Origin of the sequence: Ciceribacter azotifigens, assembly GCF_048159625.1 — a bacterium.
Classification (GTDB): Bacteria; Pseudomonadota; Alphaproteobacteria; order Rhizobiales; family Rhizobiaceae; genus Allorhizobium; species Allorhizobium azotifigens.
The window spans coordinates 312699-326087 of the sequence record NZ_JBLQTA010000003.1; the positions used below are offsets into that span (position 1 = coordinate 312699).

Here is a 13389-nt window from a genome sequence, read left to right on the forward strand (position 1 = left end):
GAGCGTCCTAGATGTCGAAATTGATCATGTTGCGCATTACCAGGATCCCGATCGTCATCCAGACAGCGGAAACGCCGAGAATCATGTGGCCGCGGGGGTCTGTGAAGAGAATCATGATGTAATGGGGTGAAGTCAGGTAGACGAGCAGTGCGACGATGAACGGCAGGGCGCCGATGATCGCGGCGGAGGCCTTCGCTTCCATGGAAAGGGCGTTCACCTTGGCCTTCATCTTCTTGCGGTCACGCAACACGCGCGAGAGGTTGGCGAGCGCCTCGGAAAGGTTGCCGCCGGCCTGCGACTGGATGGCGATGACGATGGAGAAGAAATTGATCTCCTGCAGCGGCATGGTCATGATCATGCGCTGACAAGCTTCCGGGACGCTCAGCCCGACCTGCTGGGACTCAACCACGCGGCGAAATTCGCTCTTCACCGGTTCCTGCCCGTCGGAAGCGATCAGCCTCAACGCGTCGTTCAGGGGCAGACCGGAACGGATCGACCGAACCATCACGTCCAGCGAATTGGGGAACTCCTCAAGAAATTTTTTCTGGCGGCGGCGAACGAGGAAACCGACCACCCAGCGCGGCAGGCCAAGGGCGGCGACAAATGCGGAGCCGAAAGTAACGAGCAGCGGCATGCCAGACAGGAAGGCGAGTGTAAGGACGGCGAGACCGAGGGCCACACTCAGCAGATAGAACTGCGTGAGTGAAACGGACAACCCGGCCTGCACAAGGCGCGACTTTATGTCGGCCGTCGCCATCTTTTTGTTCTGCTCCTGCTGCTTGCGCTCGAGATCCTTCAGAGAGTCCTGAACCGACTTGCGACGCTTGGAGATTTCCTGCACACGGTCACGCGCCGCCTTGATCTTGACCAGATCGGTTTCGGCCGACTTGACGCGGCTGATGCGGCTTTCCGTCTTCTTTTCGACCTCGATCCGGGAATAGAGCACGCCGTAGGCGAGTGCACCGGCGGCAACCGCCACCAACGCTATGATCAGCAGAACCGAAGGATCGAGTCCGAACATCCGCGTCAGACTCCCTTGCTCTTCTGTTCCATAAGATCGAGAGCGGCAGCCAGCCTGCGTTCTTCGTTATAGTAGCGGGCGCGGTCCCAGAAATGGGGCTTGCCGATACCGGTCGATACGTGGCGACCAATGATCCGGCCGTTGGCGTCTTCGCCCTCGATTTCGTAGCGGACGAGGTCCTGAGTGACTATGACATCGCCTTCCATACCGATCACCTCGGTAATGTGGGTGATGCGGCGCGAGCCATCGCGCAAACGTGCTGCCTGTATGACCACATCAATGGAGCCGGAAATGATTTCGCGAACTGTCTTCGCCGGCAGGCTGAAGCCGCCCATCGCGATCATCGACTCCATCCGGCTCAGACACTCGCGCGGCGTATTCGCGTGGATCGTGCCCATGGAACCGTCGTGACCGGTGTTCATCGCCTGAAGCAAGTCGAACACTTCCGGTCCACGAACCTCGCCGACGATGATACGCTCGGGCCGCATGCGCAGGCAGTTCTTGACGAGGTCGCGCATGGTAATTTCGCCCTCGCCCTCAATGTTCGGCGGACGGGTTTCCAGACGCACGACATGCGGCTGCTGGAGCTGCAATTCGGCGGTATCCTCACAGGTGATCACACGTTCGTCGGTGTCGATATAGCCCGTCAGGCAGTTGAGAAGCGTGGTCTTGCCGGAGCCGGTACCTCCGGAAATGACGACGTTGCAGCGAACGCGCCCAATGATCTGCAGCACTTCCGCCCCTTCCGGCGTAATCGCGCCGAACTTGACCAGCTGATCGAGATTGAGCTTGTCCTTCTTGAACTTGCGGATCGTGAGCGCGGGGCCGTCGATGGCGAGCGGTGGTGCGATCACGTTGACGCGGGATCCATCGGGCAGACGCGCGTCGCAGATCGGGCTCGACTCGTCCACGCGCCGGCCCACCTGGCTCACGATGCGCTGGCAGATCGACAGAAGCTGCGCATTGTCCCGGAACCGGATGTCCGACTCGATCGTCTTGCCGCCGACTTCGATGAAGGTCTGGCCCGCGCCGTTCACCATGATATCGGCGATGTCGTCTCTCGCGAGCAGCGGTTCGAGCGGTCCGTAACCGAGGACGTCGTTGCAGATATCCTCGAGCAGTTCCTCCTGCTCGGAGATCGACATCGCGAAATTCTTGATCGTGATGATGTCATTGACGATATCGCGAATTTCCTCTCGCGCGCTTTCGGCGTCGAGTTTTGCCAGCTGCGACAGGTCGATGGTGTCGATCAGGGCGGAGAAGACCTGGCTCTTCGTATCGTAATAGTCCTGGGTGCGCGCCGGCCGCTTTCGGCTGGCGGCAGGCACCTGTATCGGAGGCGGCGTTACCTGCTGGCGGCGTGTCGCATCCTGAGGGGCGACCGGAGTTTCGGCAATGACGGCGCTGGCTGATGGTGTGCTCACGGGAGCCACGGCAGGCGCGACCGGCGCCGCGAGTACTCCCGCGCCTGGGCTGGCCTTTCCGAAACCATCGCCGCGTCTGCCGAACATAGCCACTTTACATCATCCCCAGGATTGAACTCATTTCCGACCGAGAAGTCCCAGGACTTTCCCGAGTCCCGCCTTCTTCTGCTTCTTGACCGTCGCCCGTCCCGTCACCAGGTGCGCGATCTGTGAGAATGTTTCGGCCGTTGGTGACCTCGCGTCGGTCTCGGAGATCATCCGTCCGCTGTTGGCTGCATTGCCGAAGAGCTGCGCGTCGAAAGGAATAATTGCGATCGGGTCGATCTCCAGCGGTTCGAAGAAATCGTTCGGCGCGATCTCCGGCCGCTTCGGCATTCCGACCTGGTTCAGAATGAAATGCGGCGACTTGTCGTTGGGACGCAGCTTTTTCAGAGCGTCGAACATGTTCTTGGCGTTGCGCAGGTTGGCGAGGTCCGGCGCGCAGGTGATAACCACCTCATCGGCCTCGGAAAGGACCGTGCGGGTCCAGTCCGACCATACGTGCGGCAGATCGAGTACCGTGACGGGAGCGCTCCGCTGCAGGAGTTCCAGCAACGGCTGGAAGGCGTCGCGCGAATAGTCGTAGGCTCTGTCGAGGAGAGACGGTGCGGCAAGCAGCGAAAGATGCTGCGAGCACGTCGTAAGCAGACGGTCCAGAAACACCTCGTCGAGACGCTCGGGAGCAAAGACGGCCTCGGCAATGCCTTGCGCGGGATCCTGGTCGAAGTCGATGTTCGCCGTGCCGTAGGGCAAATCAAGGTCGGCCAGAACCGTCTCTGTGGCGAAGAGGTGCGAAATCCCGAAGGCGCAGTTGTGCGCGATGGTCGAGGAGCCCACGCCACCCTTGGCCCCGATGAAGGCAACCGTCCGTCCGAGCGGCTCTGCATCGGGATCGACGAAGATCGCCGCGATCGATGAGATGATCTCGGCCATCGAAACGGGGCCGACGATGTATTCGGATATGCCGTTGCGCATCAGTTCCCGATAGAGCGGGATATCGTTGTAGCGACCGATGATAACGACTCGCGTGGTCGGATCGCAGACCTCGGCGAGCGGGGCAAGCTCCGCCAGCAGCGTGGACGACGGCGAGTCCGTCTCCAGAATGATCAGGTTCGGTGTCGGTGTTGTCGCGAACATAGCGGCGGCGGCGGCAATATTGCCGCTGGTGATCCTGAGGCTCACTTTGGCCATACGGCGATCCTGCGCGCACTTTTCCATGACGCCGCGCGTGCTATCCGCAATGCAGAAGGCGTGAACCGAGATGCGCGGCAGCGGACGCAGGTGCTCCAGATCACCTGCGATCACGGCCGGCTCCCCGTCCTGGTTCCCAAGAGAGCCTCTCTCGATGTCGTATTCAATCGCGCTCATACTCTTCCCTGCCCGTATCCTGCACGCTACCTACTTGGTCGCCGTATCCTTGCCTTCTCGATAGAGGCCAATCACCTTCGAGCGGCGGGCGGCGTCGATCGGAGCCATGCCGCGCGGTGCAATCAGATCCATGGGATTGGCGACTTGCGCAGCAAGATTATTCTGGGTGGCGCAGCCGAAATTGTGCCAGTTGCGGTTCATGACCGTATTGTCCGCGAGATCCTCCGGCCACTGGCCGCACTGATCGGTCACGGCGGTCGATGCGACAAAACTCAGGCGGACAGGTGCGGCATCGCCCGAGGCCGCCGCCTGATAGGTCGTCTCGATGATGCGTGGCGCCGGGATTCCCTGGCTGACGAGTTCGGCACGTATCTGCTTGCGCATGATCGACGCGGCCGCCGCGTTCGGCGAACCTTGCGGGACCATGATCTGGATCGTTCCGCTGGACATGCTTCGATAGTCCTGAGCAAAGCCAGCAATCGTGTCCTGCGTGTTGATGCTCAGATTGCGGTCGCCGGAGGCAATCGGCAGGTCGAGCGTATGTTCCACCTCGGTGACAGTGATCGGATGACGAGTCCGGTAGTCGTCGGGGATCGAGCCGGTGGTCATACCGTCGCGATTGGCGCCACAGCCGGAAAGGACGATCGTAGCGCCGGCTATCACGGCAGCGAGTGCTGCCTTACCGAGACGAGGTGCGATCCTTTCTGTCGTCGATGCGCGCATGGTCTTATGTCTTTCTGTCGAAGCGTGAGAAACGCTGTTGTCGGACATTTGCGTCTCCGATCACTTGTAAATAAAGCCGACGGTGCCGTGATACCGGCCGGTCACGTCCGCTTCCTTGCGGCCGTAAACCTTGTTGACGCGGTTCAGGAAGAACGTCGCGCCGTCGTTTTCCGGGTTGAAGTTGTCGTCGGGGCGAGCGAGCTGGTTGCGGGCAACCGGCCGCACGAGATAGGGCGTCGCGATGATGACCAGTTCCGTCTCGTTGCGCTGGAAATCCTTGCTGCGGAAGAGGGTACCGAGGATCGGCACCTTTGACAGCCCCGGAAGACCGGACATCGCCTGGCGGATATTGTCCTGAACGAGGCCGGCAATGACGATCGAGCCGCCGGATGGCAGTTCCACCGATGTCGAGGCCTCGCGACGGCGGATCGACAGGTAGGTCGAGCCGGGAATACCGCGGGAGGTGTTTCCGGTCACAACCGAGGCTTCGTATGTTGGTTCCGAAACGTTCGTCTCGATCTGCAGGCTGATGCGGCCGGGCGCCAGGACAACCGGACGGAAGTTTAGCTCAATGCCGTAGTCGACCGTGTCGGTCGTGCGGGAAACGGTGGTTTGGCCCGTGTCGGCATCCGAGGACACTTCTTGTTCTGCTGCAAGGCGGAATTCCCCGCCGACGTAGAACTTGGCGCGCTCGCCCGAGATGGCCGTCAGGCTCGGCTCGGCAAGCGTCCGCATCACGCCCGCCTGTTCCATGGCGTTGAGATAGCTGCTGACCGTGTAGCTGCCGATTGAACCGAACGCGGTCGGCAGAACTCCTCCAATCGCGTTGGAGACACTGACTGCGTTGCCGAGATTGGCCGGGTTCTGGAAGGATATCCCACTGCTGCCGTCGGAAACGCTTCCGTTGAAGCCGAGCTGCTTGAGCACCTGGCGACTGACTTCGGCAACCGTGACCTTGAGCGTCACCTGGTCTTCACCTTCGATGGTCAACAGGTTTACGATCTGAGAGACCTGCCGATCTTCCGCAAAGATGGCAACGGCCCCATCGCCGCCGCTGTCGCTTGTCGCGGTCTGGTTGCGCGTCGTCGCCTCACCGCCTTTCAGGAATGCGCGCGCAAGCCCCTCTGCGCGCTCCGCGTCCTGCGGGGTTCGTACGGTGCCCGTCAGCACGATGTTGTCGGATACGATCTCCACCTTGATGTCGGATTCAGGAATGAACCTGCGAAGGTTGGTTTCGAGGCCGGCGATGTCCCGTTCGATTTCGATGTCGAGGCTGACGATCTCCTCACCGTTCGGTCCGAAGATGAAGATGTTTGTCTGTCCAACGGCCTTGCCGAACAGATAGATGCGCCGCGACGTGCGGGTCACCGCGTCAGCCATGGACGGATCGGCGACCAGAATGTCGTGAGCATCGGTCGGCAGGTCGACGACCAGCGCCTTGTTGAGGCCGAGCTTGACGGTGCGACGAGCACCGGCGCCGACCTTGGAGATCGATATGACGCTCTCCGACGCGGCGAGAGCTGCCGGCAAGTCGAAGAGGCCTGAGGCGATGTTACCGGGCATGCCGGAGAACGCCATGGAGAAAGCGATGCCGCCGGCGAGCGAGTTCCGGATCCTGTGCTTGAAATTTGTCACCTTGCCGCCCCCGTTCATTGCATCTTTACCTCGGCGTCCTTGACGACATTGCCGTTCTTGATCACTTGGATCGCCGGCATTCCGGAACTGCCGCTCAACAGATAGTCGGCGGCAGACGTATCTTCTTCCTGTGCGTCGGCGACGGAGCGCAGCGCCAGCGACAGGCGATCGGCCATCTGTTGGGCGACCGTCATGACCTTCGCCTGATCGGGGGTCAGCTCGAGCGTCGCCGTGGTGCCGATCACCGACTTCGAGCCGTCGTCCTTCTCCTCGACCTGCTGGTCGATTGCGAGCACGCGCACGTTGGAAAGCACCGTCTCCGTCAGGTAGTTGCCGCTGCCGCTGCTGCTCTTGTCCGAGCGGACCATGATGACGTCGACGCGATCGTTCGGGAGGATGAAGCCGCCGGCGCCGGTGGCGACCGAGATCTCGGTAGAAACGGCTCGCTTGCCGGATGGCAGAAGCGACGACATGACGCGGGCGGAGGAGTCGGCGATCTTCTCGCGCCGGATGGGCTCGCCTTCGAAGAGCGGCATGCGCACGATGACGCCGGCGAGCTCCGTAAGAGCCTGCGGGCGGTTGTTTTCCGTTATGAAGCCTTCAACGACACCCGATGCCGGCCAGGCCATCCAGTGCATCGACTTCTCGTCCAGCCGGGAGCCGACCGGAAGATTGGCCGCGGACACGAGGACATTGACCGTCTCTTCCTTGGTCATTACCGCCTCGGTCTGCTGCATGATGACCGCCTTCGGTCCTGACATGCGCATGGCAAGCATACCGGCAGCGCCGGCGGCCACGACGGCGACAGAGAGAATGATGACACGGGCGGGCTTCATGATCGATCCTTGAGGGACTCAGAATATTTCCCCCTTAGAATGATCAGGAATTGGTGTAATTATAGTTAACAGCTGACTTACAGGGATGGTTAACGAAGACTTTCCAAGGCCTGCGTCACGAGCGGCGACTGCGCATAAGAGGCCAGTCCGCCGATGGCAATCGCAATGCCGTAGGGAATCTTCTTGGCCGAAAGAATGGAATGCGGAACCGGAAGTCCCATGGCGATCACCAGATTGGCACGGGCGCGCAACAGCAGGATCAGCAACGTGAGGGCGCCACCGGCATATCCCACGCAAATCAGGAAGACGAGGAGCGACTTCGTAAGGCCGAACCAGGCCGCGGCCGCGGTCAGAAGCTTGGCGTCACCGCCGCCCATGACATTCAGGGCGAAGAGAGCGAATCCCCCGGCGAAGACAAGGGCTGCGGCGGCAAGATGTAGACCGAACCCGGACCAACCAAGGTGGGTGAAGGGCACAACGACAAGGAATGCGCCGAGAAGGATCGCCGGGATCCGGTTCGGGATCGTCATCTCGAAGAGATCTGTCAACGCCGCCAATGCGAGACTGGTCGGAAACACCACAAAAATGACAGCTTGAATCATGGTACGCTTCACTCCGCCTCTTGAGGCTGAGTACTCTAACGAAAAAGGCTTAATAAAAGTTCGAAGTGGAATGTCCGATGTGCTCACCCGGAGACGAAAAAGCCGTCTCCCGGAAGAGACGGCTTATTCTTCTCTGAAGAGAATAGGCGGCTGGAACGGAGCTTACTTGCCCGCGTTGTCCAGCTTTCCAGCGAGACCGCTGAATTGCGTGTTCAGCGAGTTGCCGAGGGTCGTGGCGCCGGTGATGAGGGCGACGGAAATGAGGGCGGCGATCAGACCGTATTCGATGGCGGTCGCGCCGGATTCGTCTTTCAGAAAACGAGCGAAAATCTTGGACATGGTCTCTCCTAACTCCACAGAGGGTTGTTCAGCACTTCCTGCAACTGTTCGCCGTTGCTCGGATGACTGCAAACTAACGCCGGCCCATTGCCATCGACTTAAGAAACTACGTTACCAAAGCTTGAATTGCGGGAACCCGACAGCTTGGTAAACGACGACTTGCTATATTTCGTCGCATTCGAAAAGTGCACTGGAAGTGCCGCGGAAACTGGACAAAAGTATCTCGGCAACGCGGTGCCGCCCTGAACAGCAGGGTATCAGCGCGGTCGGACACCTGTCCCGTTTGCGGACAATCCCGACTTTCGAGTCAGGAACAGCCAAGACTTTTTGGAGGTTACAGGCGACGACCTCTCGTCGGGCGCCAGTTTAACCGTTCGTTCACCAATGCCGAGCATCCTTAGAAAGGCGCTTAACCACCCATCGTGCACAGAAGGCCCGCAGGTATGATCCCACGTATCGGTTCGTTTTCGATTGTCGTCGGCATGCTGGCGGCTGGTCTGGCCACGCCGGCGCTTTCCGCAGACGAGATGATGCGTGTCTATATGAATCAGGCGCGGGTCCTGAAACTCGACCGTGCGGTCAGCAAGGTCATCGTCGGTAACGCCGAGGTTGCCGATGCGACGGTCGCCGATGCAAAGACCATCGTTCTGACCGGCCGCGCCTTCGGTACCACCAACCTCGTTCTGCTCGACGCGGACGGAAACGCGATCGTCGACGAGCGTATCCTCGTCTCGATTGACGAAGGCAATACCGTGCGTGTCTTCAAGGCAACCGAGCGCACGGTTCTCTCCTGCACGCCGAACTGCGAGATCCACGCTCAGGTCGCCGGCTCTTCTGCTGCCGCCCAGTAGACCGCCGACCAGCAACATCCCCGACGGAATTCATTAAATTTCCGGAGGCTCGCGCAACCGAAAATCAAGGTTTCGCGACGATGATGCCGGCTTGACATCGGGACACTGGTCTAAGGCGATGAATGCAAGCGTGAGTGATATGAGCGAAGGCTCCGCGAAACGGCCGCGCAAGAGCGGACTGTGGGGGCGGCTCCGGCGGTCGCGTGACGGCGCGGCGGCGATCGAATTCGCGATCCTGGCGATCCCCTACTTCATGATCATCTTCGCCATTCTGGAGACCTTCGCCGCGTTCACGGCCGAGCAGTTGGTCACCAACGCCGTGAACACACTGGCTCGCGAGCTGCGCACCGGCAAGATCACCTATAATCTCGGCCGCACGACAGACAAAACCGCGGTGGAGTTCCGCCAGGCGTTCTGCGACGAGATCGCGATCATGATTTCGTGCTCCGCAACCGAAGTCGCGACCCCATCCTCCCTCTATCTCGATACCCGCACGTTCACCAAGTTCAGCAACATTCCGACGACGATTCCGCGCGTCTCGACAGCGTCCTTTGCCGACATCGACACCTCGTCCTTCGGCTATAATCCCGGCGGACCAAAATCGATCAACATGCTGCGGGCCTATTATCGCTGGACCGTTCTCACCGACCTCGTCCGTCCTTATATAACAACCGTCCGCCCCGCCGACGGTTCGAGTTATTTCCTCATCGTCGCGACGACCGCCTTTCAGAACGAGGACTACCCGTGAAACCTTCCGGCAACGCGAGCGCAGGGCGCGTATCCGCGCTCTTTCTTCGAGCGCAGAAAGTACTCTCACGCCTGTCGCACAGGTTCGGGCGCTTCTCCGCCGACGAGAGCGGGATGGGTGCGGTCGAATTCGCTCTCCTGATGCCGCTCCTCATCTTCGTCTATCTCGTCTCCTTCGAGCTGACGATCGGTCTCAGCGTCAACAAGAAGGTGACCAACGCTGCAAGTGCCGTAGCCGACCTCGTGACGCGCCAGACAACGGTCGACAAGACCTATCTCGCCTCCATGAATGACGTGGCGCAGGCGATCTTCGTGCCCTACGGCACCAGCGGCCTCGATCTCAAGATCACCGGCATCAAGATCGACAGCAGCAGCAAAGCGACTGTCGCCTGGTCGTGGGAGAACAACGGAACGGCACCCTACTCGGTCGGGAATACGATCACTGTGCCGTCCAGCATGCTGTCTGCAGACACGTTTCTCGTCCACGCGGAGCTCACCATCCCTCACGAACTCCTCATGTACCTGCCGAACATGTCCGGCAGCGAGATCAGAAGCATCACCCTCGGCAAAGACTTTTACTATCGCCAGCGCGTCGGTACCGAGATCACCTGTTCCGACTGTTGAGCGAAACGCCACCGGCAGTTTGCCAAGTTGCCCTTCAAGCGCTATGCATGCGCTTGAATACTGGGCTTTATTTGCTGCATGTCGGCTGTCGGTCGCGGCAGCATCGGGTGGACAATGGCACGGGCTTTTCTTTTCGTACTCGATTCCTTCGGCGTAGGTGGCGCCCCCGATGCCCGTGATTACGGGGACGATGGTGCGAACACTCTGGGGCATATCGCCGAGTTCTGCGCGGCAGGTGCGGGCGACCGCAAGGGCCTGCGCTCAGGGCCACTCTCGGTTCCCAACATGTCATCTCTCGGCTTGGTCACGATTGCCAGGCTCGCAAGTGGACGGGCCCCGGCCGGCATGCCTATGCCGGACCGCGTCTTTGGCCTGCATGGTGCGGCCAGCGAAGTTTCCCGCGGCAAGGATACGCCCTCCGGTCACTGGGAAATCGCCGGAACGCCGGTGATGTTCGACTGGGGCTACTTTCCGGCCGAGGGCGATGCCTTTTCGCCGGAACTGGTGGAGGCGATCTGCCGGGAGGCAGAACTTCCCGGCATCCTCGGAAATTGTCACGCGTCCGGAACAGAGATCATCGCGCGCCTCGGGGAAGAACACATCCGCTCCGGCAAGCCGATCTGCTACACTTCGACGGACTCGGTCTTCCAGATCGCCGCCCACGAGAGCCACTTCGGCCTCGAGCGGCTGTTGAACCTCTGCCGCATTGTCCGCAAGCTCGTCGACCCGCTCAATATCGGCCGTGTGATCGCGCGACCCTTTGTCGGTGAAACACCGGCGACCTTCGTGAGAACCGGAAACCGCAGGGACTTCTCGGTTCTGCCGCCGAAACCGACGCTGCTCGACAGGATTGTGGAGGCGGAAGGGAGGGTGCATGCCGTCGGCAAGATCGGCGACATCTTCGCCCATCAGGGCGTCAGCGAGGTCACGAAGGCAAACGGCAATATGGCCCTGATGGACGCAACGCTCGACGTCATGGATCGCGCCGACGATGGCGATCTCGTCTTCACCAATTTTGTCGACTTCGACATGCTGTACGGTCACCGACGGGACGTGCCCGGATATGCGGCGGCCCTTGAGGCATTCGACCGACGGCTGCCGGAAGTTCACCGGAAGCTGCACCCCGGCGATATGGTGGTGCTCACCGCGGACCATGGCTGTGACCCCACCTGGCGGGGCACCGACCACACTCGCGAGCGCGTCCCTATCATGGCTTTTGGCCCCGGCATCAAGTCCCGTTTGGTGGGCGTGCGCAGCACTTACGCGGATATCGGCGAGACGATCGCCGCTCATCTTGGAATCCCTGCCGGAGGGCACGGACGGAGTTTTCTTTGACACGACAGGTAAAAAAGGCCGAGCTGCACTGCCATATCGAAGGCGCGGCTCCGCCCTCGCTCGCCCTCGCCCAGGCGGAGAAATATGGCATAGACACGGACGGCTTCATTCGTGACGGCGTCTACGTCTGGAACGATTTCACCAGCTTCATCGCGTGCTACGACGCCGTTGCCTCCGTTTTCCGGACAGCCGAAGACTATGCCCGCCTTGCTGAAGCCTATCTTTTGGAACTCGCGGCCGCCAACACGATCTACAGCGAACTCTTCATATCCCCGGATCACGGCGAGGCGGTCGGACTGCCCGCGCTCGACTACATCGAGGGTCTCGCCGCCGGCATCAGGGCGGCCAAGGAAAAGACCGGTATCGAATGTCGGATGATCATCATCGGTGAGCGCCACCTCGGCCCTGAGAATGTTCTCAACCGCGCGAAATTCGCTGCGAAGCTCGATCATCCGCTCGTCACGGGCTTCAACATGGCCGGCGAGGAACGAATGGGCAGGGTGGCCGATTATGCTCCTGCCTTCGACATTGTGCGAGAGGCGGGGCTCGGAATCACCATTCATGCCGGCGAACTCTGCGGGGCCTTCAGTGTTGCGGACGCCCTCGACCTCGTCCGACCGACTCGCATCGGCCACGGAGTCCGGGCCATCGAGGAACCAGATCTGGTGAAGAGGCTCGCCGACCTGGGCACGGTCCTGGAGGTCTGTCCCGGTTCGAACGTTGCGTTGAAGATCTTCCCTGACTACGAGAGCCATCCGTTGCGGAAGTTCGTCGAGGCCGGGGTTCGTGTGACCCTCAATTCCGATGATCCGCCGTTCTTCCACACCTCGCTTGCGCGGGAATACGAGATCGCGTCTACGGTAATGGGGTTCACGGATGGCGAGATCGGGGCCATGACGCGCACTGCGATCGAGGCTGCCTTCGTCGACGAGGAGACGCGCAAGGTTCTCCTGGCACAGCTTTAGGCCACCCAGCCGGGTCGGTGGGTAGTACGTGAAGACCTCCACGCCGCATCCACGGCACGTTGCCGCGTGATCGCCCGACCGCAACTGGGGATGATCTTCCAAAACGCTGCCCTCCCCTTGCAGCGGGCGCCTGGAACGTGGAAAACAGGCTGATGCGCAAGACAATAAGAGAAGGCACAACCATGGACGGCGTCAAAGTCATCGATCACCCGCTCGTGCAGCACAAGCTGACCATCATGCGCCGCAAGGAAACGTCTACGGGGAGTTTCCGTCGGCTGCTGCGCGAAATCTCGACACTGCTCTGCTACGAGGTCACGCGCGACCTCGAACTGAAGATGGAAACGATCGAGACCCCGCTCGCCGAAATGGAATCGCCGATCCTCGAGGGCAAGAAGCTCGTGTTCGCCTCCATCCTGCGCGCCGGAAACGGCCTGCTCGAGGGCATGCTCGAACTCGTGCCGTCCGCGCGTGTCTCGCATATCGGCGTCTACCGCGACCACGAAACGCTGCAGCCGGTCGAATACTATTTCAAGGCGCCGGAGGACATTGCCGAGCGATTGATCATCGTCGTCGACCCCATGCTGGCCACCGGAAACTCCTCCATCGCCGCGATCGACAAGCTGAAGGAGCGCGGCGCCCACAACATCCGGTTCCTCTGCCTGCTCGCAGCACCCGAAGGAATCAAGAACTTTCGCGAGGCGCATCCGGACGTGCCTGTCTTCACTGCGGCGATCGACAGCCATCTCAACGAAAGGGGTTACATCGTGCCAGGGTTGGGCGATGCCGGCGACCGGATGTACGGAACGAAGTAGCATTAGACAAAACTTAACCATCGAACCAAGAAACGGTTGGCTGGGCTCCTCGGCCGGCCGTTTTTCGT

14 protein-coding genes are annotated in these 13389 nt (G+C 60.7%); 6 read left to right on the forward strand and 8 right to left on the reverse strand.

The window, feature by feature from the left end:
- Window positions 1–7: 7 nt before the first annotated feature.
- The 8 genes from ACM6UT_RS06700 to ACM6UT_RS06735 form a co-directional block, all read right to left on the reverse strand.
- Window positions 8–1021: a type II secretion system F family protein gene (locus ACM6UT_RS06700; RefSeq protein WP_416796566.1), complete on the reverse strand. Its 1014-nt coding sequence runs from the start codon at window positions 1019–1021 to the stop codon at window positions 8–10.
- Between the two features lie 5 nt (window positions 1022–1026).
- Window positions 1027–2532, reverse strand: coding sequence for a CpaF family protein (locus ACM6UT_RS06705; protein WP_416796567.1), 1506 nt, complete (start codon window positions 2530–2532; stop codon window positions 1027–1029).
- Window positions 2533–2562: 30 nt separating this feature from the next.
- On the reverse strand, window positions 2563–3852 hold the full coding sequence (locus ACM6UT_RS06710) for an AAA family ATPase (protein ID WP_416796568.1): 1290 nt from the start codon (window positions 3850–3852) through the stop codon (window positions 2563–2565).
- Between the two features lie 30 nt (window positions 3853–3882).
- Window positions 3883–4575: a CpaD family pilus assembly protein gene (locus ACM6UT_RS06715; RefSeq protein WP_416796693.1), complete on the reverse strand. Its 693-nt coding sequence runs from the start codon at window positions 4573–4575 to the stop codon at window positions 3883–3885.
- Between the two features lie 60 nt (window positions 4576–4635).
- Window positions 4636–6228, reverse strand: coding sequence for a type II and III secretion system protein family protein (locus ACM6UT_RS06720; protein WP_416796569.1), 1593 nt, complete (start codon window positions 6226–6228; stop codon window positions 4636–4638).
- Entirely contained in the window at window positions 6225–7046 is an 822-nt protein-coding gene (gene cpaB / locus ACM6UT_RS06725; protein ID WP_416796570.1) for a Flp pilus assembly protein CpaB, read from the reverse strand. Before cpaB ends, ACM6UT_RS06720 begins: the two co-directional genes overlap by 4 nt.
- Before the next feature lie 89 nt (window positions 7047–7135).
- Window positions 7136–7648 carry an A24 family peptidase gene (locus ACM6UT_RS06730; protein WP_416796571.1) on the reverse strand — a complete coding sequence of 171 codons (513 nt, stop codon included), beginning with the start codon at window positions 7646–7648 and terminating at the stop codon, window positions 7136–7138.
- A 162-nt stretch (window positions 7649–7810) separates the two neighbouring features.
- Window positions 7811–7987, reverse strand: coding sequence for a Flp family type IVb pilin (locus tag ACM6UT_RS06735; RefSeq protein ID WP_416796572.1), 177 nt, complete (start codon window positions 7985–7987; stop codon window positions 7811–7813).
- 482 nt (window positions 7988–8469) lie between these two features.
- On the opposite strand from ACM6UT_RS06735, the gene ACM6UT_RS06740 reads away from it, so the two are divergent.
- The 6 genes from ACM6UT_RS06740 to upp all read left to right on the forward strand — a co-directional run bounded on the left by ACM6UT_RS06740 (window position 8470) and on the right by upp (window position 13321).
- Window positions 8470–8838, forward strand: a complete 369-nt coding sequence (locus ACM6UT_RS06740; RefSeq protein WP_416796694.1) for a pilus assembly protein N-terminal domain-containing protein — start codon at window positions 8470–8472, stop codon at window positions 8836–8838.
- A 139-nt stretch (window positions 8839–8977) separates the two neighbouring features.
- A complete protein-coding gene (locus ACM6UT_RS06745) occupies window positions 8978–9586 on the forward strand; it encodes a TadE/TadG family type IV pilus assembly protein (protein ID WP_416796695.1) in 609 nt (202 codons plus the stop codon).
- Window positions 9587–9699: 113 nt separating this feature from the next.
- Window positions 9700–10209, forward strand: a complete 510-nt coding sequence (locus ACM6UT_RS06750; protein ID WP_416796573.1) for a TadE/TadG family type IV pilus assembly protein — start codon at window positions 9700–9702, stop codon at window positions 10207–10209.
- Window positions 10210–10323: 114 nt separating this feature from the next.
- Complete coding sequence (locus ACM6UT_RS06755) at window positions 10324–11544, forward strand: phosphopentomutase (protein ID WP_416796574.1); 1221 nt, start codon at window positions 10324–10326, stop codon at window positions 11542–11544.
- On the forward strand, window positions 11541–12509 hold the full coding sequence (locus ACM6UT_RS06760; protein ID WP_416796575.1) for an adenosine deaminase: 969 nt from the start codon (window positions 11541–11543) through the stop codon (window positions 12507–12509). Before ACM6UT_RS06755 ends, ACM6UT_RS06760 begins: the two co-directional genes overlap by 4 nt.
- Before the next feature lie 182 nt (window positions 12510–12691).
- A complete protein-coding gene (gene upp, locus ACM6UT_RS06765; RefSeq protein ID WP_416796576.1) occupies window positions 12692–13321 on the forward strand; it encodes a uracil phosphoribosyltransferase in 630 nt (209 codons plus the stop codon).
- Window positions 13322–13389: the final 68 nt, after the last annotated feature.

Bases quoted from the DNA above. Each gene is read 5' to 3' on its own strand.
- ACM6UT_RS06700 (WP_416796566.1), bottom strand. From the start codon at position 1,021: ATGTTCGGACTCGATCCTTCGGTTCTGCTGATCATAGCGTTGGTGGCG.
- ACM6UT_RS06705 (WP_416796567.1), bottom strand. From the start codon at position 2,532: ATGTTCGGCAGACGCGGCGATGGTTTCGGAAAGGCCAGCCCAGGCGCG.
- ACM6UT_RS06710 (WP_416796568.1), bottom strand. From the start codon at position 3,852: ATGAGCGCGATTGAATACGACATCGAGAGAGGCTCTCTTGGGAACCAG.
- ACM6UT_RS06715 (WP_416796693.1), bottom strand. From the start codon at position 4,575: ATGCGCGCATCGACGACAGAAAGGATCGCACCTCGTCTCGGTAAGGCA.
- ACM6UT_RS06720 (WP_416796569.1), bottom strand. From the start codon at position 6,228: ATGAACGGGGGCGGCAAGGTGACAAATTTCAAGCACAGGATCCGGAAC.
- cpaB (WP_416796570.1), bottom strand. From the start codon at position 7,046: ATGAAGCCCGCCCGTGTCATCATTCTCTCTGTCGCCGTCGTGGCCGCC.
- ACM6UT_RS06730 (WP_416796571.1), bottom strand. From the start codon at position 7,648: ATGATTCAAGCTGTCATTTTTGTGGTGTTTCCGACCAGTCTCGCATTG.
- ACM6UT_RS06735 (WP_416796572.1), bottom strand. From the start codon at position 7,987: ATGTCCAAGATTTTCGCTCGTTTTCTGAAAGACGAATCCGGCGCGACC.
- ACM6UT_RS06740 (WP_416796694.1), top strand. From the start codon at position 8,470: ATGCTGGCGGCTGGTCTGGCCACGCCGGCGCTTTCCGCAGACGAGATG.
- ACM6UT_RS06745 (WP_416796695.1), top strand. From the start codon at position 8,978: ATGAGCGAAGGCTCCGCGAAACGGCCGCGCAAGAGCGGACTGTGGGGG.
- ACM6UT_RS06750 (WP_416796573.1), top strand. From the start codon at position 9,700: ATGGGTGCGGTCGAATTCGCTCTCCTGATGCCGCTCCTCATCTTCGTC.
- ACM6UT_RS06755 (WP_416796574.1), top strand. From the start codon at position 10,324: ATGGCACGGGCTTTTCTTTTCGTACTCGATTCCTTCGGCGTAGGTGGC.
- upp (WP_416796576.1), top strand. From the start codon at position 12,692: ATGGACGGCGTCAAAGTCATCGATCACCCGCTCGTGCAGCACAAGCTG.